We start from the raw sequence: 24,106 nt of genomic DNA, 5'->3' as shown, positions 1-24,106 counted from the left end.
TATATAAGTAGCGTATTTTGTACTATTATTGATACTACTTTTCAGACAAAGATATATTTGGGAGGTATCTTATGTTAACAAAAATGATTGAAACATTAAAGAAGAATCCTCGTACTATCGTATACACAGAGGGTACAGATAAAAGGATTCTTGAGTCAGCCCATCGTCTGACACAGGAAGGAATTCTCGGCGTTGTCCTTCTTGGTAAGCCAGAAGAAGTTAAGGCTGCAGCAAAAGCAGGCAACTTTAATATCGATGCCTGCCAGATCATTGACCCTGAAAACTACGAAGGAATCGATGCTATGGTAGCAGAGATGGTTAAGCTTCGTAAAGGTAAGATGACAGATGAACAGGTAAGAGCAGCTCTTTCTAAGAGCAACTATTTTGGAACCATGCTCGTTAAAATGGGTGGCGCTGACTGTCTGTTAGGCGGAGCTACTTATTCAACAGCAGATACAGTTCGTCCGGCTCTTCAGCTCATCAAAACAAAACCGGGCAATAACATCGTAAGCTCCTGCTTCATCCTTGTAAGAGGAGACGAGAAGATTGCTATGGGTGACTGTGCGATCAACATTGATCCATCCGAAGACGACTTAGTAGAGATCGCTATCGAATCCGCTAAGACAGCTAAGATTTTCGGTATTGATCCTAAGGTAGCTATGTTATCCTACTCAACACTTGGATCAGGTAAAGGACCTTCTGTAACAAAGGTTGCTAACGCAACAAAGAAGATCAAAGAAGCTGCTCCTGAATTAGCAGTAGAAGGTGAGATTCAGTTCGATGCTTCTGTATCACCAGAAGTAGCAGAAGTAAAATGTCCTGGTTCACCAGTAGCTGGACAGGCTAATACCTTTATCTTCCCAGACATCAACGCAGCCAACATTGGATATAAGATTGCTTCCCGTTTAGGCGGATACACAGCAGTAGGACCTGTATTACAGGGACTTAACGCTCCAATCAACGACTTAAGCCGCGGATGTAACGCAGAAGAAGTTTACAGCATGTCTATCGTAACAGCTGCATTAAGCGTTCCAGAAGAAGAAACTGTAGACGAAGAAGGATTAGAAGCTGTAGTAAGAGCTGTAGTAGAAACAATGATCGCAGCTAAAAAGCTGAATAAATAATTCTTATTTGTAAAGCTGAATAGACGAAAAAAGAAAAAATGACATATCCCAGATGCTCTGTAGTCGCTGTGCTTAAGATGCTTGTCCGCATCTTAAACACGCTCCGAAGCCGCATCTGGGATATGTCATTTTTTCTTTTTTCTGTGTTTTGGCTCCAGAAGGAATGGATTCAATATTCTAATACTTTCTTCTTTCGCTATATGTAGCGCAGGATATTTTATAATATTTTCTACACAAAAAATGAAGGTTTAAAATCTTCTGATATTCTTGAAATTATTTTTGTAATCGCACTGTTAATCCCAAAGAAAAAATTAAATTTAATATGTTGCGAATCATTCTTTTATCATTCGTTTCAAAATAATACATACTTCATTTTTTACTTTTCCTATATAGTGACAGGAATTTTATTTTGAGGGAAAGAGGGGGATTGTCCAAAGGTCTACAATTTTCATTCAAATAAAAATCTCCAGAAATAAATCTGTCTAATTATTTTTATCTTATGAAGAAAGGGTTCTATAAGTAAAACTTTACGCTGAATTGTAAGAAAACGATAGTGAAGAAAAGAGAATTTTTATAAGTATTGCATTTTGTGACTTTGTGCTGTGGAATTTTGACTCTGAAAACTTCGGACTTATTTTTCCGAAGTTTTCGTTTTTTGAGGCAAAATGAAGCGTTTAGCGCAACGGAACAAAATCAAACTTATAAAAATTCTCTTTTCTTTAGAATCTTATATATAATTCAGACCTATAATCTCGTTTCAGCAATATCTGTCTCCCTATCAAACCATTCCACTTTAGAGTAGACAGAAAAACAGAAATGTTAGATTATCTCCAATGTGATGTCGGAGCAAATAAAAATGCCGGTCAGGCATTTTCTATGCCGCGACTATCTTCACAGTGGAGATAATCTAACATTTCTGTTTTTCGTCTATTCTCAATCTACCTCTTGTTATTTAGCACAAATTTTGGTAAAATAACAGTGAAAGAATTGGAAGAAATGCCAGTACAACTGGCGAAGAAGAGAGAAATACAGAGAGGAGACAACGGTGTTAAAGGATTTTACAACTGAGTACAGACAAAAGCTTTGTACACCGGAGGAGGCGGTAGAAGTAGTAAAGAGTGGAGACTGGGTTGATTATACCAGCTCACTTGGAAAGCCGGTTCTTTTAGATCGGGCTCTTGCTAAAAGAAGAGATGAACTTTTTGATGTAAAGATTCGAGGGAATCTTATGGAGGGACCGATTGAAGTGGCAGAATGTGATGAAAGTCAGGAACATTTTGTCTATCATACATGGCATTGTTCTGCTTATGAGAGAAAGCTTTGTGATAGAGGACTATGTTACTATATTCCGATGGTGTTTCACAATAATGCAGCCTATTATAAGTATTTTTTGAATGTCAATGTAGTAATGGTCAGCGTTTCACCGATGGACAAGCATGGATATTTCAATTATTCGGTAAATACCGGAGTAGCCGGACCTATCGTGCAGAATGCAGATATTGTTATTGTAGAGGTTAACGAGCATATGCCGAAGATTCATGGTGGATATGGGGAATGTATTCATGTGTCAGAAGTGGATTATATCGTAGAAGGAAGACATGAACCTATTACGACAGTCAGGCGCTATGCACCGACTGAGACTGATCGAAAGATTGTACAGAATATTCTACCGTATATTTGTGATGGATCAACCTTGCAGCTTGGAATTGGAAGTATGCCGAATGCAGTTGGTGAACTGTTTGCGGAGTCAGATCTTAAGGATCTTGGAATGCATACTGAGCTTTGCTCAGATGCGTACCTGCATTTATATAAAGCAGGGAAGCTTACCAATAAAAAGAAGACAATCGACAAGGGTAAGGGTGTATTTGGTGTGGCTATTGGTTCGGCAGAACTGTATGAATGGTTAGATGATAATCATGGTGTAGCAGCATATCCATTGGAATATGTGAACAGACCGGATGTAATTGCCCAGATTGACAATATGGTGTCCATCAATAGCTGTGTTTCTGTAGATCTGTATGGACAGGTATCATCCGAGAGCTTTGGTGCAAGGCAGATCAGTGGTACCGGAGGACAGCTTGACTTTTTAATCGGAGCATCTTCAGCCAGAGGGGGTAAGGCATTTATCTGTATGGGCTCTACGTATAAAGATAAAAGCGGACAGCTTTTTTCAAGAGTATTGCCACAGTTTAATGGAGATATTATTACATCTCCGCGGAGTCAGGTATATTTTCTTGCAACAGAATATGGAGTGATCAACATGGAAGGGCGTTCAACATGGGAGAGAGCAGAGGGGCTTATTTCCATTGCCCATCCGGATTTCAGAGATGAACTGATTAAGGAAGCCGAAAAAAGAAAGATATGGCGGCGTTCCAACAAGAGATAGCCGCATATAAAGACAGGGGGACTTTATAATGAAGGTGAAACAGGTAACAGACACTTCTTTTAGAAAGTATGGAAAGATTTTAACAGGCATTGATTTCTCAGAGATTTATAATGTATTGGAAGGAATGGATTATCCAGAAGATGTAGAATATGCAGCATCTTTCGGACCGTTAGAAGAACCAGAATTCCGCCAGAAATTATCTAATACACTTTACGGTGAACTTTCTGTAGAAATCGGATATTGCAGTGGACATAATAAGATACTGAATGCATTAGAATATCATCGTTCTTCTGAGGCAAATGTTGCAGTAACAGATATTATTTTATTACTAGGCCAGCAGTCAGATATTACAGAAGACTTTACATATGATACAGCACAGTTAGAAGCATTTTTCGTTCCGGCAGGAACCGCAGTAGAGCTGTATGCAACAACACTCCATTACGTACCGATCGGAACAAAAGAGAACGACTACGCATTTAAGATGGGAGTTGTTTTACCATTCGGAACCAACTTCCCACTTGGTGTAACACTTGGAGCAGAAGCAGAGAAAGAAAAACTGCCAGAAGAAAAGTTACTTTTTGCCAAGAATAAATGGCTCATCGCTCACGAAGAAAGTGGGGAAGAAGGAGCTTTTATCGGACTTACCGGAAAGAATATTTCTGTGGATGATCTGGTAATTTAATTACACTAGAGCGTGTTTGAAAAAGCCTTTTTCAAACACGCTCTAGACAATTCTTAAAAAAGAAGATACCCTATATCTGTGATTCTATCACTGCGAGGTGAATGTTTTCTTAAAAGCTTTACATTCAATCCTCATTCTAAAGCCACAGATATAGGGTATCTTCTTGCTTCGGGAGCTTGCTTTAGCGGGGTTAAAATTATAAATCATATTTGTAAACGAGTCAGATTTTATTCATTTAAAACCAGAGCTTGTCGGCATGCCCATTCACCTAGTCAACTACCCACGACCTAAAGGTCATGGGCTTGTAACTGCCCAGTCGTACTAACGGCTTACACCTCCGACCTTTAATCCCCGATAGATATTGCTATCTAAAGTGGCGTTACATCATAGGGTGGCTGACAGCACCCTTTACAGACAAGACATGCTCATCTGTAACTGTATCAGGTACTAAACTTCCCATGCTATACAGTAAAAAAATCTTTTACGGTTAAGATTTTACGCAATACACGAATTTCGTATTGCAACCTCATATCTTGTCAATGTACAAAAGAGTGTCTTTAATGAGCAGCACATCTAACGGTTTTCTCTTTAAGAACTGCTACGGCTATTGTAGCATATTAGGTAACAGTTAACAAGGCTCCTCCCACCACCTAAAGGTAGTGGGTTTCCGCCTATGGCAAACGAAAGGATTTTATTTATGAATTAAATTAGACAGAACTTTTTAGAGAGGAGTAAGAAGAGTATGCGATATTATATTTCAGATCTGCATTTTTTTCACGAAAGTCTAAATACACAAATGGACTGTCGTGGATTTAAGGATGCAGCACAAATGAATGCTTATATGATAAAACAGTGGAACAGTAGAGTGCGAACCAGAGATGAGGTGGTGATTCTTGGCGATTTTTCCGTAGGAAAAGCAGAGCAGACAAATGAGATTTTAAATCAGCTTAACGGCAGACTTTATATGATAAAAGGAAATCATGACAGATATTTAAAAGAAAGCGAGTTCAATAAAGAACGCTTTGTCTGGATAAAACCTTATGCGGAGATGCATGATAACCGCCGAAAAGTAGTCTTATCCCATTACCCAATTTTCTGTTACAACGGACAGTATCGCAGAAATAAAAAAGGCGAACCACTCACCTACATGCTCTACGGTCACGTACATGATACACTCGATGAACAGCTTGTGCGGCAGTTCTGCCAGATTACAAGACAGACAAAAAAACAGGGGAAATACGATGAAGAACCTATGCCGATTCCCTGTAATATGTTCAACTGTTTTTGCATGTATTCAGACTATATACCACGAACCTTAGATGAATGGATTGATTACTATTCATTAGGAGGGGACAGACGAAAATAAAAAGAATAGACCATAGCAACTGTAAAGATATCGCTGCGTAGAAAATGCCTGTCCGGCATTTTTACTTGCTCTCACATTACAGTTGCTATGGTCTATTCTTTTTATTTTCTGTTTGTTGGCTCCAGAAGGAATGAATGCAATAGTATTTAGGGAGGATAAGGGGGAGAGGTCAGAAGATTGTGGTTTATTCTGATGCCATTTTCATTATGCTGAATCTTTTTTCAAGTTTCACTGCTGATAAGAGATACTGCAAGCTATTGCTGTACATGATGAATATATTATTATTTATTTAGGAGAGGACAGACGAAAATAAAAAGAATAGACCATAGCAACTGTAAAGATATCACTGCGTAGAAAATGCCTGTCCGGCATTCACTCCTTCTGGAGCCAAAACACAGAAAAAAGAAATACTACCATATCCCAGATGCGGCTTCGGAGCGGGCTTAAGATGCGGATGAGCATCTTAAACACAGCGACTACAGAGCAGATGGGATATGGTAGTATTTCTTTTTTCGTCTATTCCTTTAAATTAATCTAAAAAATGTACCCAGTCCATTATCATTTCATCGATATTTTCATAAAGTTTATCGATCTGATGCGCATCTGGTTCCTCGACAAAGATGCCGCCGGTACATAGCACGCGTTGACCGGTCTTTTTGCAGAGGTTTTCTGCAATGTATGGGCAGAAGAGATCTTCTGGATTCTCTACATCTGTAATGACAGATGTTTCGCATTCGACAGGGTCGGTGTCTGGAAGCGGTGTGGAAAATGCGGTACATCCAAGGCGGTTTTCACCACCACAGGTAAGAAGTACGTGGAGATCATCGCCTATCGGTGTGATATCCATCTGGATAGAAGTAAATAGTAAAACTCTGTGAAATTTCATAGTGTCCTCCAATTAATTTTTCTTGCAGGATAGTTCGGCCATATCGTAAAGCACCTGAATTGTCTCATCGTGTCCGTAAAAGAATGTATTTACACATAGATCATAATTGCCGGCGTATCCCCACTGACGGCCTGTGTAATACTGATAATAATTCTTTCGTTCCTGATCCATTGTTTTTACTTTAGCAGAAGCAGTTTTATAGTCGCAGGCAGCAATACCCATTTCGTATTTTACTCTTTCTTTAAATGGGGCAGATAAGAAAATGGAAAGATGAGGGATGTTATTATTGGTGAGAACGACATCAGCACATCGTCCCATGATAATACAGCTTTCCTGTGCGGCCATTTCGCAGATAAGATTACTTTGGGTGAAAAAGAGCATATCAGACTGTATGGAGAAGAACTTTTTAGAAGCTTTTCCAAGATTACTCAGTATTCCGCGGCTGCTTCCAGAACTATCAATGCCATAATCTACAATTTCTTTTGAATTTAACCCCATTCGGTCACAAGCTAAGTGTATAATCTCTTTATCGTAGTAAGCGATGCCAAGACGTTGAGCAAGTTCAAACCCGATGGTGTGGCCTCCAGTACCGAACTGTCTGCTGATACATATGATAAGATTATTATCAGAAGAAAAACGACGGGAGGCAACAGCATCGTTATTATCGATACTGTGTGGTAAAATAATAGCAGGGTTATAGGCGAGAATATCCTTCTCTAATTCGTCATATTCCTGTTTGAGTGGGGCAGATTTCTCTTCATCTTTGATTGTACCGATCATATTGGCGATCAGGGTCATTTCGTTTTTAAGAAAATATTCCCGGTTAATCTTAAGGGAATCAATGATTTTCTCTAAAGCGAACGATGGACTGGAAGGAAAAACACGACCTAAAGTACTGCCGGTCGTTTCATAAACTTTTTTATCGAGGTTATACAGCCGGGAGGCTATATTCCTTTCCTGTTCGTCCGTTTTTTTCATAGTATACCTCCTCTTTGCTACATATATATAGTAATTATACTATACTACATTTTATAAAAAAATTACAGTTTAACTATGTAAAAAGTTAAAAATGACCAGTATGCTACTGCGTTGCATGACGCGCATCTTGCAGTAGGAATGACGAGGTATTTTTGAATAATAAATTAAAAGAAAGGAAAGACTTATGAGAACAAAAAAAAGAAAGATACTGTGGATGATGTTTTTTGCATTTGCTTTTTGTGCTGCATTTCAGAGTCATTGTGTAAAAGCAGAGGCAAAGGTAGTAAAGCGGGATGTGACACCAAGAGAACCGTCATCTAGTGATCTTCAGGTAGTGCGAAAGGTTACAAAGCTTGCATCAAAAAGGTGGGTCCAGTCGTTTACGATGGATTCGAAATATTATTATTATATACAGATGACAAAGCCTTACAGTGGAAATCTGCGGATCACCAGAGTGAAATACAGAGGACTGGGACGCTATACGAGAGATCATATGGATTTAAAAAGATTTGGACATGCAACGAATCTGGATTGTTCTACGGTGAATGGAAGAACCTGGTTATGGACAGGCAGTGATTGTAAAAAGGGAAGTGATGTATCTAGAGCAATCTCAGGATTTCCGTATCGGAAAAACACAACACTTCGAAAACATGGAGCAATCCGATATAAGATTCCAGATATAAGAATTGGCAAGTATATGACAAATGTTTATCCGGCAATTAATGAAGATAATACGCAGATGGCGGTACGTTATACATATAATAACAGACAGTATTTTCAGATTTACAATCTGATTGACGGGAAGTTTATTAATCCGAGAGGTCCTGTAAAGAGATTTAGTCTTGATGCTACTTATGGGGATTTTCAGGGATTTGATCTGTATGGAAGTTCTGTTTATACAATAGACGGAAGTCCAAGAAGGTCTTTTTTGAAAGCATATAATCGGGAATATAACTGTTCCGCAGTATATCATCCGACAAGAATTCGAAGATATGATTTTGATTCAGGATCCAGCAGAAGAGTAGTGATTCGCGGGGCAAAAAGGCTTTCCTACAGAGAACCGGAAGGGATAAAAGTTGTCTATGGCAGAAGCATTTATATCATGTATATATCTAATACATTAACCAATCAGTCCTGTAACATATACAAAGTAAAAAGATGGATATAAAAATGATGAAAACAGAGTCAAAAAACAGTAGCAATTCAGCGAGGTTTGCGATAAAATAGAAACGGGATTTTCTAATTAAAAGTAATTAGAATACATATCTAAAAATAATTAAAAATAATTATAAGAAAGGATTGCTACATTATGACAATTCGAGAGATTTATAAGAACAGTGAACAATTTTTAAATAAAGAGGTGAAGCTTGGCGGATGGATTCGAAGCATTCGTGGTTCAAAACATTTTGGATTTTTAGTACTTCATGATGGAACGTTTTTCAAGCCGATTCAGGTTGTATATGAAGAAAAACTTGCCAACTTCCAGGAAATTTCTAAAATGAATGTGGGAGCTGCAGTGATCGTAGAAGGAATTCTTGTTCCTACGCCACAGGCAAAGCAGCCGTTTGAGATTCAGGCAACATCTGTTACTTTAGAAGGCGCTTCTGCACCAGATTATCCACTTCAGAAAAAGCGTCACAGCTTAGAATATTTAAGAACAATTTCTCATCTTCGTCCAAGAACGAATACGTTTCAGGCAGTATTTCGCATCCGTTCTATGGCGGCTTATGCGATTCACCAGTTTTTCCAGGAGAGAGGCTTTGTTTATGTGCATACACCACTTATAACAGCAAGTGACTGTGAGGGTGCAGGAGAGATGTTCCAGGTGACAACACTTGACCTGAATAATATTCCAAAGGATAAAGAAGACAAGGTTGATTTTACACAGGACTTTTTTGGCAAGCCAACGAATCTGACAGTAAGTGGACAGCTTAATGCAGAAACATTTGCACAGGCATTCCGCAATACGTATACTTTTGGACCTACATTTCGTGCAGAGAATTCTAATACTGCCCGTCATGCGGCAGAATTCTGGATGATTGAGCCGGAAATGGCATTTGCAGATTTAAAAGATGATATGGAAGTAGCGGAATCCATGCTTAAATATGTTATTTCCTATGTTATGGAGAATGCTCCGGAAGAGATGGATTTCCTGAACCAGTTTGTTGATAAAGGATTAAAAGACAGACTGAATCATGTGCTGAACGCAGAATTTGGACATGTAACCTATACAGAGGCTGTAGAGATTCTTGAGAAACATAACGATGAATTTGAATATAAAGTATCATGGGGAACCGATCTTCAGACAGAACATGAGAGATACCTTACAGAAGAGGTGTTTAAACGTCCTGTATTTGTGACTGATTATCCAAAGGAGATCAAGGCATTTTATATGAAGCTGAATCAGGATGGCAAGACGGTAGCGGCAATGGATTGTCTTGTACCGGGTATTGGAGAAATCATTGGAGGAAGCCAGAGAGAAGATGATTATGATCTGCTTAGAAAACGTATGGAAGAAGTTGGATTAGATGAAGAGAACTATCAGTTCTACTTAGATCTTCGTAAGTATGGCTCCACACATCATTCTGGATTCGGACTTGGATTTGAAAGATGTGTTATGTATCTGACCGGAATTTCTAATATCAGAGATGCGATACCATTCCCAAGAACAGTGAATAATTGCGAATTGTAATTTGCCGCAGGTAAAGTAGACGCCATCTGGAAATATAGATTCTTTTATTTCCAGATGGCTGTGCTTTGGCTGGAGAAGCAAAATCAGAATTCATGTTGTAGGATTTGGATATCATTCATAAGAGTATAGCTTTCCATGAAATGAAATATTAAGGATTGACACGCAAACTGTTATTATATTGAATTGATTTGTAGGATTGAAATACACAGAACCCACATCTCCTGTAATCTATAAAAATGCGCCTTAGAGCAAGTTCAAGTTGCGGATGAGCAGCTTGGACGCAGTGAAATGAAGCATTTTTATAGATTACAGGAGATGTGGGTTCGTCTGTTTATTTCTTCAACCTTACAAATTTTCGTGCAAGAATTTATCTCAAAGAACTAGATAAAGCAGTTTGTAAAATAGGTAAATTGTTATATAATGGTGACAGGATGGCGTTAAAGACCGGAAGAGAAATGCTGGTCTTGTCATAGCACGTGAAAAGATAATTCCAAAGGGGGTACTTTTATGCCAAAGTGGCTTGATTTAAATGAAGTGGATGATGATGAGATTCTTTTGAAAAAGAATCGAATGAGCAGAAGTCTTGTTCTTGACACACCGGAAGTATCAGAAGTGGCAGATGCGGCTGAGGAGGATTTCCTTGATACGATGGAACCGGCGAAGAAGAGTATGACGATCTTTTTTATGATTGACGTGTCCGGCAGTATGAAAGGAACGAAGATTGGTTCTTTGAACAGTACGATGGAGGAATTATTGCCTTCATTGATTGGTGTTGGTGAGGCTTCTACAGATGTGAAGATCGCGATCATGAAGTTTTCTACAGATGTAGAGTGGGTGACATCAGAACCGGTGAAGATTGAGGAATATCAGTACTGGAATCGTCTGGAAGCAGACGGTCTTACATTTATGGGAGATGCATTTTTGGAGCTTTCTAAGAAGCTTTCACGCAGTACATTTTTAAGTTCTCCTTCCCTTTCTTTTGCGCCGGTTATATTCTTGTTATCCGACGGTTCTCCGAATGATGACTGGAAGAAAGGGCTTGATACATTAAAACAGAATAAATGGTTTCAGCATGGGTTAAAGATTGCGCTTGGTATCGGTTCTAAGGTAAATATGGATGTACTTCGTGCATTTACCGGGAACGATGAGCTTGCTGTTCAGGCAAAGAATGCAGATCAGCTTAGGGAATTGATTAAGCTTTTAGCAGTCACTTCTTCTCAGATTGGAAGCCGCAGTCTTGCTTTAGTTGATTCGAATGGAAGACAGCCAGCAGAAGAGGCTGTGGCACAGGCGAAGCAGCAGGTTCTTGTGGAAGAGATTCGTACAGGAGCAAAGGATATTCTTGGTGAAGCAGTGGATCTTGGTGCTGTGAATTACGATGAAGGATGGTAGAACATAGATGAGAGAGTTAAAGATTGGAGAGAGAATTCCAATAGAGGCAGGCGGCGAGGCCGTTGTCTCAAGAGAACTTGGACGAGGCGGGCAGGGTATTGTTTATCTTGTGCGTTATAATGGCAGAGAATATGCGCTTAAATGGTATTTTATCAGTCGGATAAAGAACCCGGAAGCATTTCGTAATAATCTTCGTAAGAACATTGAAGATGGTGCGCCGGAAGGCGGAAAGCAGTTTATCTGGCCGTTATTTCTGACAGAAACGAAGAAGAACGGAGCTTTTGGTTACCTGATGCGTCTTGCACCATCAGGCTATGAGTCTTTTACAGATATTTATAATGGATATCGCTGGGAAAAGCCTCGTGTAAAAGGACAGCCGGCAAGAAAGATCAAGGTGAAGTTTGCTTCTCTTGATGTGATGCTCACAGCAGCGATCAACATTGTTAAGGCATTCCGGGCACTGCACCTTGCGGGTAAGAGTTACCAGGATTTAAACGATGGCGGATTTTTTATTGATACGAAAACAGGGGATGTTTTAGTTTGTGACTGTGATAACGTAGCAGCAGATGGAGATAACTTTGGAATCGGAGGGATGCCTGGTTTTATGGCACCGGAAGTTGTGCGCGGTATTGCAAAGCCAGATGTGCTGACAGACAGATACTCATTGGCAGTTGTTTTATTTAAATTATTTTTCCGCGGAGACCCGTTAGAAGGAAGCAAAGTATTGCAGTGTGTTGTTATGACAGAGGAGAATGATCTGATCCATTACGGAAAAGATCCGGTATTTATTTATGATCCGAGCAATGCATCAAATCGTCCGGTGAACGGTGTCCATGATAACGTGATCAAGTTATGGAAGATTTACCCTGACTTTATCAGAGAGGCATTTACATTATCCTTTACGTATGGAATTCAGGAACCGAATGCCAGAATTATTGAAAAGAGCTGGATTCAGATGCTCATTCAGTTAAAGCTTGATATTATTCACTGTAGCTGTGGAAAGACGGCATTTTCTTCTTCTTTTGAAAAGACAGGGGAGCATACACTGCGTTGCCGTAATTGTGGAAGTACCATTTATACAATGGGAGTAAAAGATTATGAACTTCCGTTGAATCTTGGTGCAAAGCTCTATAAATGTCTGACGACGAAGAATAGTGATGACTTTGAATCGGTAACAGGAATGGTGATTGAGAATCGTTTAAAGAAGGGGCTGTTCGGTATTAAAAATATGTCAGATGATGTCTGGAAGGCAAAGTTTCCGGATAATTCCATCAGAGAAGTTGCACCGGGCAAGGGCGTACCGATCTGGACGGGCTTAGAGATTGATTTTGGAGATAATCTGATCGCAAAGATTCTCCTGTAGGTAGGAGGATAGGATGAGTGCATTTAATAAAAATGGCTGGGTTTCTCTTGCAGAAATATGTGACGAAAGACAGCTTGTAACAGACGTAGAAACCGGAAAAAAGGTTTTAAGAGCAGCATATTTTTCTTCAATGAATGCAATGATAGAAGGAGCATATCAATTTGCCCGTTTTTTTGAAGAGCTGCATCAAAACGGTAAGGTTTACTGCAGTATTTCTCCGGAAGCATTTTATTTTAATCTGAAAAGTGGAGCATTTCATTTTGAAGGGGAAGAGCTTCTTGGCGAAGCCTATGTGCAGGCTCCTGATGCCGAAAAGACAGACTTTACGGAGTTCCTTGCTCCTGAGTTAGTGGAATCCCTTGCAGAAGAACCAGAAGAGCAGGAAAGCCCTGAAGATGTTGAAACATTCAGAGAATGTTATTCTTTTGAGACAGACCGTTATTTTATGGCGGTATATTTATTTGAATATTTCTTCCATACAGGTTCTCCATTTGAAGGGAAAAAGATGGTGAACCGCTGTTTCCTTTCTCCGGAGGAAAAGGAACTGTTCCGGGCAAAAGAAGGACGTTTTTGCATGGAACCGGGTGAGGAGGAGAATATTCCGGTTAAGGGAATTCAAGATAAATTGATTCAATACTGGAATGAATATCCAGAGATTTTACAAAAGATGTTCCAGAAAGCATTTCTCGATGGCGGAAGACTAAGAGAACTTCGACCGACAGAGGTGGACTGGAAGCAGCTTCTTGTAAGAATGGCGATGGATTATAAGTCCTGCCATTGCGGATTTCATGGATTTTCTTATAGATTACTGCAAAAAGAGAACGGAACATTAGCCTGTCCGAAGTGTGGAAAGATATATTATCCATTAACGAACGGGTTAGACCGGATTCTTCTTGCAGAAGGGGAGAAGCTTTATGAGTGTCAGACCGGCCGGAATCCGATGGATAAAGATACGGTCACAGGTCTGATCGTGGAGAATCGCCAGAAAAAAGGCCTGTATGGTATTAAAAATGTAAGTCAGGGTGTCTGGAGAGGATTTTATCCTGACGGGAAATTAAAAGATATTCCAAATGGACAGGGAATTCCTATCTGGAATGGAATGTCTGTCCGATTTGAATTGGGTGAAGAATGGAATCTTAGTCTGGTACAGCAGACGGAGGAGAGAAAGGAAGATGAGGATGAGCAGACAGTTTGAAGAACAGAGTATAGAGGCAATTGATCCGTTAGAGACTATGCCACCTGCCAAGAAAAGTATGGTCATTTTTTTCCTGGTAGATACTTCAAAAAGTATGGAAGGTTCAAAGCTGGAATCTTTAAATCGTGTTATGGGAGATATCTTACCGGAATTGATCGGTGTCGGTGAGGCAGGAACCGATGTAAAAGTTGCTGTAATGTCGTTTTCTTCCGGTTGTGAATGGATTACACCGGAACCAGTATTAATTGAAGAATATCAGAGATGGGAGAATCTTTCTGCAGATGGAGTAACCGATTTGGGAGATGCCTGTGAAGAGCTTTGTCAGAAGCTTTCAAGAAACAGTTTCTTAAGAGCACCTTCCCTTTCCTATGCACCGGTTATCTTCCTGATGACCGACGGATATCCGACAGATAACTACAAAAAAGGTTTTGAAATGTTAAAGAAAAACCGCTGGTTTCAGTATGGTTTAAAGATTGCACTGGCAATTGGTTCCAATGTCGATCTTGATGTACTCCGAGAATTTACAGATGATGAAGAATTAGTACTTCAGGCATGCGGTGCAGAAATGCTGAAAAAGCTTGTTCGTGAAATCGCGGTTACTTCTTCTAAAATCGGAAGCACGAGTATGACACTTACCGATGCGACCGGTGAGCGTTCTCTTGCAGAAGTAGCGGGAGCAAAGAAGGAACAGATGATAGAAGCTGTACAGGAAATGAAACAGGATATCATGGGAGTAGACGATCTTACCGATCTTGGCGATATGGATATTGAATTTGATGAGGGATGGTAGAATGTTTCAGGGAGTACATTCTACAGTAATCGGAGACAGCCATATTAGAAAGGGCATTGTCTGTCAGGACAGTTCAGGAACCGTAGTTACCGATCAGTTTGCCATAGCCGTAGTAGCAGATGGACATGGCAGTGCCAAGCATTTCCGCAGTGATGTGGGTTCGAGGATTGCTGTAAAGATTACGACAAAGTTATTAAAAAATTATATGAACCGTTCTGATTTTAAAGAACAGTTTTTCAAACATCCGGAATTTATTCTGGCCCAGATGGAAAAACAGATTTTAATGAAGTGGAGAGAAGCGGTAGAGGAATATCATTTAGAAAACCCACTCACAAAGGAAGAAGAAAGCAAGATTCCCGAAAAGGCAAAAGGCAGACTAAGAACAGCCGTTATTTACGGAAGTACCGTACTGGCAACAGTTTTGACAAAAGACTTTTCTTACGGAATGATTCTCGGTGACGGAGGGTTTGTCGTACTCGGAGAGAATGACGAATTATTTATCCCGATCGAGGATAAAAATTCCCACGCAAACTATACATCTTCCCTCTGTAATACCGATGCAATACATTTTTTTGAACACTGGTATACAACAGAAAAAGTAAAGGCATTATTTGTATCCACAGATGGACTGTTTAAATCATTTGCAAGCGAAGAAGACTTTTTAAAATATCATGGATTACTTTCCCATATGTTTCATGATACCGAAAAAATGAAAAAGAGTTTAAAACGGAATTTTGAAAAGAGAACGAGAGAAGGCAGCGGAGACGATATTTCCATTGCTTTCGTTTATCAGGAAGGAGAGACAGTGCAATGAAGAAAGAGGCAAGCGTAATTCTGGCAAAATGTGCACAGGATAAGCTTTACGGAATTCGAATTGAAAAAAGAGATAATGACTGGGTTCGTACATGGGCCTTTAAATTAAAAGAAGAAACTGCAGAAAAAGAAGGCTTCGATAAAATCAACTTTACCGGAAGCTTTTACACAGACGAAGAATACCCAGGCTGCCCTTACTGTGGAGCAAAGAAGTGTTTTGTCTGCGGAAACTGCGGAAAAGTAAGTTGCTATGACGGCTCCGATAAAGTTGTGTGTAACTGGTGTGGTTCAAACGGAACAGCAGCAGACGACGATGGAAAGCTCGATGTTTCTGGAGGCGGCTTCTAAAATACTAATTTGTAGATTTCGTGTAGACGAAAAAAGAAATAATACCATATCCCAGATGCGGCTTCGGAGCGTGTTTAAAATGCTCATTCGCATCTTAAACACGCTCCGAAGCCGCATCTGGGATATGGTATTATTTCTTTTTTCTGACTATCTAAATCTATGGTTTAACAACATGGAATGTGCCAGAAGGCTATGATTTTTAATCGGAGAACTGTTTCACCATGAGAAAATATTCTTCTCTGGAAATTTTTATTCCAGTGACTGCCTGGTTTTGATAACAAATAGTAAATTAGTAATTTCTAACCATAGACTTCTGGGCAATCCCCTTATTCCCATCCAAGCTTTAAATACTAATTTCCATCTGGAGCCAAATAGCAGAAAAGCAAAAATTTGATATAGAAGAAAATGTGATGTCGGAGCCAGTAAAAATGCCGGTCAGGCATTTTCTACGCCGCGACTATCTTCACATTTTCTTCTATATCAAATTTCTGCTTTTCGTCTCTTTAGTCCATCAAATTAGTATTTGGGAATTGTATTTTCTGTAGTTGTTTGTTATAATTTAGCATAAATATAGGTATATCAATATACCTCAGAAGTGTACTCTTTATATTGTAAGTGAGGGGTATATGCTTCTGAAAATTTGTTGGGAGACTTAAATTATGAAAGAGACAATGAAAGACATTATTTTGAATGCATCCGTTCAGATGACGGAAAGTTGCCATAAAACAGATTTTATCGTATCAAGGGGGGAACGATGTCTTCCTGATCGTTCTTGTATTATTCGTATTTTAAAGGATTTAAAGAGGATAATGTTCCCTGGTTATTTTGGAGAGGAGAATATTGCGTTGATTTCTCCGCAGTATTTTATCGGTGACCGTCTGACAGATATTTATGGTAAGTTAAAACCGCAGATTGAGATTTCTTTGTATTATAGAGATTATGAAAAGTATACAGAGGAAGAGATCAGTGAGCGGGCAGAAGAAGTCTGTGAGGAATTTTTTAAGAGGCTTCCACATGTACAGCAGATGCTTTTAAAAGATGTGCAGGCTGGATTTGACGGTGACCCTGCTGCAAAGAGCAGAGAGGACGTTGTGATTTCTTATCCGGGGCTGTTTGCTATTTTTGTTTATAGAATCGCTCATGAGCTGTATACACAGGATGTGCCATTCCTTCCTCGAATTATGACGGAATATGCACATAGCCGTACAGGAATTGATATTAACTCTGGCGCACAGATTGGGGAATATTTCTTTATTGACCATGGAACTGGTGTTGTAATTGGTGAGACAACAGAGATTGGTAATAATGTGAAGTTATATCAGGGAGTAACTTTAGGTGCACTTTCTACAAGAAGTGGACAGAAGTTAAAGGGTAAGAAGAGACATCCGACGATCAAAGATAACGTTACGGTATATTCTGGAGCCAGTATTCTTGGTGGAGAGACAGAAATCGGTGAGGGTGTTATCGTAGCAGGTGGAGCATTTGTAACGAAGTCTGTTCCGGCACATACAAAGGTAATCGTAAAGAATCCGGAAATCAAGATTAAAGATTCTGATAAGAAGATTGAGCTTCAGACAACGGAGAACAAGGAAGGAATCTGGGAGATTTAAGCAAAGTTCGCCGAAGTTTTAGCTTGCAGATGTTTATGGTATTCGCTTATAGAAGTGACTTTAGATGAGAAGACGTTCACTTCTATAGGCGGTGGGGAATGAAAGGAGTATCATATATAATATGAATAAAAAGTTTGTTGTTCACGCAAGAGTACTAAAAGCTATGTCGGATGAAAATCGACTGCGGATTCTTGAATTACTTCGTGAAAGGGAATATAATGCCAGCGAACTTTTAGATGAGATGGACTTTGGACAGTCTACTTTGTCGCATCATATGAGAATTTTATTGCAGGCAGGAGCGGTAAAGGCTCGAAAGAATGGCAAGTGGACATATTACAGTCTGAATAAAGAAATATTCTCTACGGTTGCGGAGTGGATCGCGGAGTACGGAGAATAAGAATTTTGAATTTTTTTAGACTTTTTTATGCATTTTGTATTGACAAAATTTACTTTATAAAGTAAAATATTAGACGTTGTAGCAATACAATGAATGCCCAGATAGCTCAGTTGGTAGAGCAGAGGACTGAAAATCCTCGTGTCACTGGTTCGATTCCGGTTCTGGGCATTTTTTTATTGCCTTTTTTTGAGAAATAGACGAAGCTCGATAATAGATAATATATATATAAACTGTTCCATATCACTGCACTCTTAACGCTCAGCCGCATTAAGAGCTTGCTCTAAAGTCACAGTTTATATATATATTATCTATTATCGAGCTTCTGTTTTTCTAAGACAGGCAATAAAGAATGCCAGAAGGAATCAAATTTAATATTATTCATAATATGAGTCACAGCAATTGGGGTTAATCTTCACAGCATCTAGCTTGTAAAGTGGCAAACATGGAATGTTCAATACACAGAAAATCTGAAAATCCCCATATATCACAAATGCGCCTTAGAGCAAGTTCAAATTGCGGTTGAGCAGTTTGGACGCAGTGATACGAAGCATTTGTGATATATGGGGATTTTCAGGTTTTCGTCTGTTCCCAATGCCACATTTTTTCCCACCTCACAGACAAACATTTTGCTTTTTTTATTCATAATATTAGGCTATAATAATTATGAGAAAGTTTGTCTATAGAGTTAAATAATAATCAGAAAAAATGTAGATAAATATAGATTCGGATAGAAGATTATTGGGGGAATTATATGATTAAGATTACGAAGGAAAATATTATTCCATATTTAAAAGAGCATTTGCCGGATTTTGATGATTCTCTCCCTGTGAATATTAGTATGGTTGGAGAGGGAACAGAGGAAGAAGACGGAGATGGCTATGTGAATTACATTTACAGAGTGCAGACACCGAAGGAATCTCTGGTATTGAAGCAGGGAACGGATATCAGCAGAGTAAGCCAGCAGGAGATCGCAACGTACCGTAATCGGTTAGAGTACAACAGTATGCGTATTTTTTATGCGATCACACCAGAGTATGTGCCGTATCTTAAGTTTCAGGATAGAGAGAATAATATCTTTGTGATGGAAGATGTTTCGGATTTAAAAGTTGTCCGTTTTCAGTTGAATAAGAACAAGATGTTCCCGGAGCTTGGCCGTCAGTGCGGTGAGTTTATGGCAAAGACCGAATTCTGTACATCAGAGTATTATCTGTCTCGTGAGAAGTATCGTGGACTGCAGAAGCATTTTGAGAATACAGAGCTTCGAAAGATTATGGAAGACCAGATGTTTTTAGACTGCTTTGGCTGTGATGTTGATTATTCGTTAGGGAATAACTTTGCAGATTTTGCAAATCAGTTCAGTAAAGATTCCAGATACCGCACAGAGCTTTATAAGCTCCGCCGTAAGTTTATGAGCCATGCAGATGGATTGATTCATGCCGATTTGCATACATCAAATATTTTAGCTTCACGAGATAAGATGAAGGTCATTGATATGGAGTTCGCTTTTATGGGACCATTTGGTTACGACCTCGGCTATCTGGTTGGCAACCTCATTTCCCAGTACTGTGCAGCCTGCTTTAAACGCTTCCCGTCCGAGCAGAGCAGAAAGCAGTTTAAGGTATATCTGTTAGCAACGATTCAGTCATTAATCGAAACATATATGAAGACATTTACTTTATGCTGGGAAAGAAGTGTGAAGGAAAGATACCGCGGACAGCAGGGACTTTTACAGAGCATTTTACAGGAAGTTATGGTGGACATGCCGGGATATGCCAGCATGGTGAACTGGTTCCGCTCTGTAAGTGATATACCATATCCGGATTTTGATGTGATTGAGAACAAAGATGCCAAACGTAATGCAACGGTACTGTCACTCATGATAGACTGGGGAATTATGTTTGGAAGATATAAGTATCAAAGTGCAGACGATTTGATCGAAACAATTATAGGAATTGAAGAAGAGTTTAGAAAGTCATTGTAAGAGATAGGTTGAATCAATTTTGACCAGAGAATTTTTTATACAGTTTAGAGCGTGTTTGAAAAATCATTCCTACAACCTGCACGCCTTAATTTACGGTATATTTTGCCTTCATTCAGTTGCCGTAGCCCGCTACGCCGCCTTCATTCAGGCGAAATCTCCCGCAAATTGCGATGCACATCTTGCAGAAAGCATTTTTCAAATACGCTCTAGAAGAAGTCGGTTATATAGCTGGCTTCTTTTTTTATCTCAGTCGAGAAGACTCCCACCTCTTTCAGGTGGTGAGTGACTGCTCGACTTGAATGAAAAAAATAATCATTAACCGGAAGTGGTTTGTTTTGAAAAACTGGATAAATAGATGTATTATAAAAAAGTAATAATGCCCTAAAGAAAGCAAAAAATTAAAACGAAAAGAGGTCTATTATGAAAAAAATAGTAGGAATGATTATGGCAGTGACAATAGCGTTGTCATTAAATGCTTGTACTTTTACAGACCAGTCAGAAACAAGTGATATGGTTGATGAGTCTGTTTCTGTTGACCAGGGAGGACAGGTCATAAGAGTTGATATCCCTAACGGAGATGGTACATTCACTACGTTAGAAGGAGAAAAAGCACAAAAATGGTATGATAAAGCAGGTGAAGAAGATCAACAGGAAGCTGCCGAAGAAGCTTCAACGCAATCAATAGAAGATGTTAAATAATACATCTAGATATAAAGGAGCAAGGTAATGAAAAAGAAGACATTTTTAGTATTTATTTTATTTTTAACATGGCTTAATTATTTACTATCTTATGAATATGTAAAAATTATGATGGATACGGCGGATGGTTCTAAAGTTAGTAATACAATAGTGTTGTTGATCTTTCCTATAATGTGGAATTATGGAGCAGCTATTATAAAAATTATTAGTTCTATCGCAGTGATTATCATCACCTTGATATATCAAACTAATGAATATGTTGATATAAGAAAAATTTGTTATTCGTCCGATGATTCGCTGATATGGAAGATTGTAAGTATTTTGTTTTATATTGCGATAGTATTGTTTGTTGCGTATATGCTATGGTCAAATGTTAAATATAGTTTCTTTGGTATAACATGGTTCTTATCAAGTATCCTGTTGGCAAGTTCTTATTTTATATGGATTAAAAATTTATCCTTTCGTTCATAGGATGGCTAATTACTATTAAGTAGAAAAAACGGAGATGTTGCAGTATATTATTATAATGCAACATCTCCAAATTTAATTCTAGTATAAATTAGTTGAGTAAAAAGACAACAAAAAAAGCACGAGACGGGATTCGAACCCGCGACCCTCGCCTTGGCAAGGCGATACTCCACCACTGAGCCACTCGTGCATAAAACTTAAATGAATTATTCAACTATATTTAGTATATCATATATTTTCTAATTGTCAAGAACTATTTGAAATGTTTTAACAACTTTGAAAAAATAAAAGCGGGTGATGGGAATCGAACCCACGTATCTAGCTTGGAAGGCTAGTGTTCTACCATTGAACTACACCCGCATGTGATGTGCTGTCTCACAACGAAATTTATTCTAGCACAGTTTTTTTGAAAATGCAAGGGCTTTTTTTGAAATTGTTCAGAAGATTATAGCTTTATAGAAAACTAAAGTTCATTAATTCACTTTTCTAAGTTTTTAACAGACTTGCCAGATTGGGAGTTTGTAGTTAGGAGGTTTAAGAATGGACAGCCCCCTTATCCTCTGTAATATACAAAAATGCGCCTTAGAGCAAGTTCAAGCTGCGGTTAAGCAGTTTGGACACAGTGATACGAAGCATTTTGTATATTACAGAGGATAAGGGCGTCAGTTTAGCCATTTAAACAACATTCCCCTATTAAAAACGCTCATCTCATGTTATACTGAAAACGTTCGAATGAAAATCAGCCTGCGGAGTACATTTCCGTAGGTTTTTTACTCAGACAGAGCCGGGAGTTCTGTTTGAATCCCATATTGAATAAAAGAACCTGCCTGGCAGGATATATCTTAGTCGAGAAGACTTCCACCTCTTTCAGGTGGTGCGCCAAGTCTCGCGGTGGCTCGACTTGAATTTTGTTGGAAGGAGTATGTAATGCGCTTTTTATTATGCGGAATTAATGCAAAGTATATCCACTCCAATCTGGCGATCTTCAGCCTGAAAACATATGCTGACAGGAAGAAGATTCCGGGAGCGGAGATTCTTTTAAAAGAATATACGATCAATAATTATGTAGAGGATATTTTACAGGATTTATATGAGGCGAAGGCCGATGTGATTATTTTCTCCTGTTATATCTGGAATATTTCTTTTGTAAGAGAGTTAGCAGCAGAGCTTAAGAAGGTAAGCCCTGCTGTAAAAATATGGGCTGGGGGTCCGGAAGTTTCTTATGCGGCGAATAAATTTTTAGAGCAGAATCCAGCGTTTGATCTTATTATGCAGGGAGAGGGAGAAGAAGTTTTTTCTGAACTGATTCGTTTCGCGCTAGAAGACAAACATTTCGTAGGAGAAGAGAATATCAACTCAATGAATTTTATAGATATGATAAAACTTCAGAAGTTACAGGGAATCGCCGTTCGGGATTTTTCCGAAAAATCAGCTTTGGAAATTGGCGAGAGCAGTATGGAGAGTAAATCGAAAATCATCAATACAGGTTTTGCTGCTTTGATGAATATGGATACGATTCCTTTTGTATATGAAGATTTTCATCTGTTTGAGCATAAGATTTTATATTACGAGACAAGCAGGGGATGTCCGTTTCGTTGCAGTTACTGCCTTTCTTCTGTGGATAAGACGGTGCGGTTCCGTTCATTGGAGCTTGTGAAAAAGGAGCTGGATGCATTTCTTGAGGCAAAGGTTCCGCAGGTGAAGTTTGTTGACAGGACATTTAACTGTAATCGGCAAAGAGCGATTGATATTTGGAGTTATCTGGTGGAACATGATAATGGTATTACGAATTTTCATTTTGAGATTTCTTCGGATCTGCTTGGAGAGGAAGAGCTGGAACTTTTTGCAAAGATGCGGCCGGGTCTGATTCAGCTTGAAATCGGAGTGCAGTCTACGAATGGGGAGACGGTTGATGCGATCCATCGGCATATGGACTTAGACAAGCTTTTTCATTATGTGGACAGAGTACATAAACTGGGAAATATTCACCAGCATTTGGATTTGATCGCGGGGCTTCCCTATGAAGATTATGAGAGCTTTGGAAAGTCTTTTAATGATTTGTATGCACATAAACCAGATCAGCTTCAGCTAGGATTCCTTAAAGTTCTGAAGGGGACAGTGATGGAAGAGGAAGTTAAAAAATACGATATTATCTATAGAAATCAGTCTCCGTATGAGGTGCTTGGCACAAAATGGCTTTCTTATGACGAGATTATTTTATTAAAAGGTGTGGAGGAACTGGTAGAGCTTTATTATAATAGCGGGCAGTATGCGCTGACATTGAAGTATGCCGTACCATTTTTTGAAAGTCCGTTCCGTTTTTATGAAATGTTCTCAGCATCTTATCGGAAAAAAGGTTACCATAAATTGAATCATAATCGTCTGGAAAAATATAATATTCTTCGTGAATTCTTAAGAGAACATATGCAGGAAGTCAGATGGAATATTTTAGATGAGATTATGCTGTATGATATGTATCTTCGAGAAAATGTAAAAGGCAGACCGGCATGGGCGAAAGATACCGCAAAGTACAAGAAAGAATGGAAAATGCTGTATAGAGAACAGGGAGAAAAACTTTTCCCGGAAGAAGTACAGGCAGGCACATATGATTCAAAAAAAGCAGCGAATCAGAGTCATATTGAACTATTTGAAATTGATATAAAGCAATTTGAGGAGAATGGAACGATTGTAGAAAAGAAAGTATGTTGTTTGTTTGATTATAATAAAAGAAATCCGTTAAATCGTGCTGCAAGGACTGTGGAATGGAATGTTTCGCCCCAAAAGGGTAAAATCTAATAAAATACATACTTGAATGTAAGACAGAAATGGCTTAGAATGTAACTATTCGACATTGAAGATGTTTTTTACTGTATAGAAAGTACAGAAATATGATTTAGAAGAGAGGAATATATTATGAAGTCAAATGGTACAAAGAG

The 24,106-nt window shown here is 38.9% G+C and carries 21 protein-coding genes and 3 tRNA genes; 19 read left to right on the top strand and 5 right to left on the bottom strand.

Going from position 1 to position 24,106, the window contains the following annotated elements; all coding sequences use genetic code 11:
• Positions 1-71: 71 nt before the first annotated feature.
• From pta to EHLA_RS14300, 4 genes are all read left to right on the top strand, one after another.
• Positions 72-1,124 carry a phosphate acetyltransferase gene (gene pta / locus EHLA_RS14315; RefSeq protein ID WP_096241283.1) on the top strand — a complete coding sequence of 351 codons (1,053 nt, stop codon included), beginning with the start codon at positions 72-74 and terminating at the stop codon, positions 1,122-1,124.
• Positions 1,125-2,169: 1,045 nt separating this feature from the next.
• Complete coding sequence (locus EHLA_RS14310; protein WP_021906659.1) at positions 2,170-3,510, top strand: acetyl-CoA hydrolase/transferase family protein; 1,341 nt, start codon at positions 2,170-2,172, stop codon at positions 3,508-3,510.
• 28 nt (positions 3,511-3,538) lie between these two features.
• Positions 3,539-4,192 (top strand): DUF4867 family protein, encoded by a 654-nt coding sequence (locus EHLA_RS14305; protein ID WP_096241282.1) that lies wholly within the window; start codon positions 3,539-3,541, stop codon positions 4,190-4,192.
• A gap of 742 nt (positions 4,193-4,934) precedes the next feature.
• On the top strand, positions 4,935-5,558 hold the full coding sequence (locus EHLA_RS14300; RefSeq protein WP_096241281.1) for a metallophosphoesterase family protein: 624 nt from the start codon (positions 4,935-4,937) through the stop codon (positions 5,556-5,558).
• A gap of 529 nt (positions 5,559-6,087) precedes the next feature.
• On the opposite strand, the gene EHLA_RS14295 is transcribed toward EHLA_RS14300, so the two are convergent.
• A complete protein-coding gene (locus tag EHLA_RS14295; protein ID WP_096241280.1) occupies positions 6,088-6,444 on the bottom strand; it encodes a hypothetical protein in 357 nt (118 codons plus the stop codon).
• 12 nt (positions 6,445-6,456) lie between these two features.
• Entirely contained in the window at positions 6,457-7,422 is a 966-nt protein-coding gene (locus EHLA_RS14290; protein WP_096241279.1) for a cytidylate kinase-like family protein, read from the bottom strand.
• 184 nt (positions 7,423-7,606) lie between these two features.
• Between EHLA_RS14290 and EHLA_RS14285 the strand changes: the two genes are divergently transcribed.
• From EHLA_RS14285 to EHLA_RS14230, 12 genes are all read left to right on the top strand, one after another.
• A complete protein-coding gene (locus tag EHLA_RS14285) occupies positions 7,607-8,590 on the top strand; it encodes a hypothetical protein (protein WP_096241278.1) in 984 nt (327 codons plus the stop codon).
• 141 nt (positions 8,591-8,731) lie between these two features.
• Positions 8,732-10,114, top strand: coding sequence for an asparagine--tRNA ligase (gene asnS / locus EHLA_RS14280; RefSeq protein WP_096241277.1), 1,383 nt, complete (start codon positions 8,732-8,734; stop codon positions 10,112-10,114).
• 507 nt (positions 10,115-10,621) lie between these two features.
• Positions 10,622-11,506 carry a vWA domain-containing protein gene (locus tag EHLA_RS14275; protein WP_096241276.1) on the top strand — a complete coding sequence of 295 codons (885 nt, stop codon included), beginning with the start codon at positions 10,622-10,624 and terminating at the stop codon, positions 11,504-11,506.
• 7 nt (positions 11,507-11,513) lie between these two features.
• Positions 11,514-12,869, top strand: coding sequence for a serine/threonine protein kinase (locus tag EHLA_RS14270; protein ID WP_096241275.1), 1,356 nt, complete (start codon positions 11,514-11,516; stop codon positions 12,867-12,869).
• A 13-nt stretch (positions 12,870-12,882) separates the two neighbouring features.
• Positions 12,883-14,064 (top strand): hypothetical protein, encoded by a 1,182-nt coding sequence (locus EHLA_RS14265; protein ID WP_096241274.1) that lies wholly within the window; start codon positions 12,883-12,885, stop codon positions 14,062-14,064.
• Complete coding sequence (locus tag EHLA_RS14260; RefSeq protein ID WP_227084047.1) at positions 14,042-14,854, top strand: vWA domain-containing protein; 813 nt, start codon at positions 14,042-14,044, stop codon at positions 14,852-14,854. The genes EHLA_RS14265 and EHLA_RS14260 overlap by 23 nt, the downstream gene beginning before the upstream one ends.
• 1 nt (position 14,855) lies before the next feature.
• On the top strand, positions 14,856-15,668 hold the full coding sequence (locus tag EHLA_RS14255; protein ID WP_157908605.1) for a PP2C family serine/threonine-protein phosphatase: 813 nt from the start codon (positions 14,856-14,858) through the stop codon (positions 15,666-15,668).
• Entirely contained in the window at positions 15,665-16,015 is a 351-nt protein-coding gene (locus EHLA_RS14250) for a TerY-C metal binding domain-containing protein (RefSeq protein WP_005351706.1), read from the top strand. The genes EHLA_RS14255 and EHLA_RS14250 overlap by 4 nt, the downstream gene beginning before the upstream one ends.
• Before the next feature lie 659 nt (positions 16,016-16,674).
• Positions 16,675-17,625 (top strand): serine O-acetyltransferase EpsC, encoded by a 951-nt coding sequence (epsC, locus tag EHLA_RS14245; protein WP_096241271.1) that lies wholly within the window; start codon positions 16,675-16,677, stop codon positions 17,623-17,625.
• Positions 17,626-17,746: 121 nt separating this feature from the next.
• Positions 17,747-18,022, top strand: a complete 276-nt coding sequence (locus EHLA_RS14240; RefSeq protein WP_021906135.1) for an ArsR/SmtB family transcription factor — start codon at positions 17,747-17,749, stop codon at positions 18,020-18,022.
• Between the two features lie 95 nt (positions 18,023-18,117).
• Positions 18,118-18,190 (top strand) — tRNA-Phe (locus EHLA_RS14235).
• Positions 18,191-18,773: 583 nt separating this feature from the next.
• Positions 18,774-20,003 (top strand): phosphotransferase, encoded by a 1,230-nt coding sequence (locus tag EHLA_RS14230; RefSeq protein ID WP_096241270.1) that lies wholly within the window; start codon positions 18,774-18,776, stop codon positions 20,001-20,003.
• A gap of 112 nt (positions 20,004-20,115) precedes the next feature.
• Here EHLA_RS14230 and EHLA_RS17070 read toward each other — a convergent pair whose 3' ends face one another.
• Positions 20,116-20,181 carry a DUF6783 domain-containing protein gene (locus EHLA_RS17070; RefSeq protein ID WP_334293561.1) on the bottom strand — a complete coding sequence of 22 codons (66 nt, stop codon included), beginning with the start codon at positions 20,179-20,181 and terminating at the stop codon, positions 20,116-20,118.
• A gap of 242 nt (positions 20,182-20,423) precedes the next feature.
• On the opposite strand from EHLA_RS17070, the gene EHLA_RS14220 reads away from it, so the two are divergent.
• Positions 20,424-20,702 (top strand): hypothetical protein, encoded by a 279-nt coding sequence (locus tag EHLA_RS14220; RefSeq protein WP_096241268.1) that lies wholly within the window; start codon positions 20,424-20,426, stop codon positions 20,700-20,702.
• A gap of 27 nt (positions 20,703-20,729) precedes the next feature.
• Positions 20,730-21,173: a hypothetical protein gene (locus EHLA_RS14215; RefSeq protein WP_096241267.1), complete on the top strand. Its 444-nt coding sequence runs from the start codon at positions 20,730-20,732 to the stop codon at positions 21,171-21,173.
• 115 nt (positions 21,174-21,288) lie between these two features.
• Here the strand turns inward: EHLA_RS14215 and EHLA_RS14210 are convergent.
• Both EHLA_RS14210 and EHLA_RS14205 read right to left on the bottom strand, forming a co-directional pair.
• Positions 21,289-21,360 (bottom strand) — tRNA-Gly (locus tag EHLA_RS14210).
• 99 nt (positions 21,361-21,459) lie between these two features.
• Positions 21,460-21,530 (bottom strand) — tRNA-Gly (locus EHLA_RS14205).
• A gap of 567 nt (positions 21,531-22,097) precedes the next feature.
• On the opposite strand from EHLA_RS14205, the gene EHLA_RS14200 reads away from it, so the two are divergent.
• Positions 22,098-23,966, top strand: coding sequence for a B12-binding domain-containing radical SAM protein (locus EHLA_RS14200; protein WP_096241266.1), 1,869 nt, complete (start codon positions 22,098-22,100; stop codon positions 23,964-23,966).
• The last annotated feature ends 140 nt before the right edge of the window (positions 23,967-24,106 follow it).

The sequence above is a fragment of the Anaerobutyricum hallii genome, from assembly GCF_900209925.1.
Lineage (GTDB): Bacteria > Bacillota > Clostridia > Lachnospirales > Lachnospiraceae > Anaerobutyricum > Anaerobutyricum soehngenii.
This window is presented reverse-complemented; position numbering and strand designations above follow the sequence as displayed.

Excerpts from the sequence above, each read along its gene's own strand:
- EHLA_RS14305 (WP_096241282.1), top strand. The coding sequence starts at position 3,539 with ATGAAGGTGAAACAGGTAACAGACACTTCTTTTAGAAAGTATGGAAAG.
- EHLA_RS14230 (WP_096241270.1), top strand. The coding sequence starts at position 18,774 with ATGATTAAGATTACGAAGGAAAATATTATTCCATATTTAAAAGAGCAT.
- EHLA_RS14270 (WP_096241275.1), top strand. The coding sequence starts at position 11,514 with ATGAGAGAGTTAAAGATTGGAGAGAGAATTCCAATAGAGGCAGGCGGC.
- EHLA_RS14220 (WP_096241268.1), top strand. The coding sequence starts at position 20,424 with ATGAAAAAAATAGTAGGAATGATTATGGCAGTGACAATAGCGTTGTCA.
- EHLA_RS14250 (WP_005351706.1), top strand. The coding sequence starts at position 15,665 with ATGAAGAAAGAGGCAAGCGTAATTCTGGCAAAATGTGCACAGGATAAG.
- EHLA_RS14255 (WP_157908605.1), top strand. The coding sequence starts at position 14,856 with ATGTTTCAGGGAGTACATTCTACAGTAATCGGAGACAGCCATATTAGA.
- EHLA_RS14295 (WP_096241280.1), bottom strand. The coding sequence starts at position 6,444 with ATGAAATTTCACAGAGTTTTACTATTTACTTCTATCCAGATGGATATC.
- EHLA_RS14275 (WP_096241276.1), top strand. The coding sequence starts at position 10,622 with ATGCCAAAGTGGCTTGATTTAAATGAAGTGGATGATGATGAGATTCTT.
- EHLA_RS14260 (WP_227084047.1), top strand. The coding sequence starts at position 14,042 with ATGAGGATGAGCAGACAGTTTGAAGAACAGAGTATAGAGGCAATTGAT.
- EHLA_RS14265 (WP_096241274.1), top strand. The coding sequence starts at position 12,883 with ATGAGTGCATTTAATAAAAATGGCTGGGTTTCTCTTGCAGAAATATGT.
- EHLA_RS14200 (WP_096241266.1), top strand. The coding sequence starts at position 22,098 with ATGCGCTTTTTATTATGCGGAATTAATGCAAAGTATATCCACTCCAAT.
- pta (WP_096241283.1), top strand. The coding sequence starts at position 72 with ATGTTAACAAAAATGATTGAAACATTAAAGAAGAATCCTCGTACTATC.
- EHLA_RS14300 (WP_096241281.1), top strand. The coding sequence starts at position 4,935 with ATGCGATATTATATTTCAGATCTGCATTTTTTTCACGAAAGTCTAAAT.
- asnS (WP_096241277.1), top strand. The coding sequence starts at position 8,732 with ATGACAATTCGAGAGATTTATAAGAACAGTGAACAATTTTTAAATAAA.
- EHLA_RS14290 (WP_096241279.1), bottom strand. The coding sequence starts at position 7,422 with ATGAAAAAAACGGACGAACAGGAAAGGAATATAGCCTCCCGGCTGTAT.
- EHLA_RS14285 (WP_096241278.1), top strand. The coding sequence starts at position 7,607 with ATGAGAACAAAAAAAAGAAAGATACTGTGGATGATGTTTTTTGCATTT.
- EHLA_RS14215 (WP_096241267.1), top strand. The coding sequence starts at position 20,730 with ATGAAAAAGAAGACATTTTTAGTATTTATTTTATTTTTAACATGGCTT.
- EHLA_RS14240 (WP_021906135.1), top strand. The coding sequence starts at position 17,747 with ATGAATAAAAAGTTTGTTGTTCACGCAAGAGTACTAAAAGCTATGTCG.
- epsC (WP_096241271.1), top strand. The coding sequence starts at position 16,675 with ATGAAAGAGACAATGAAAGACATTATTTTGAATGCATCCGTTCAGATG.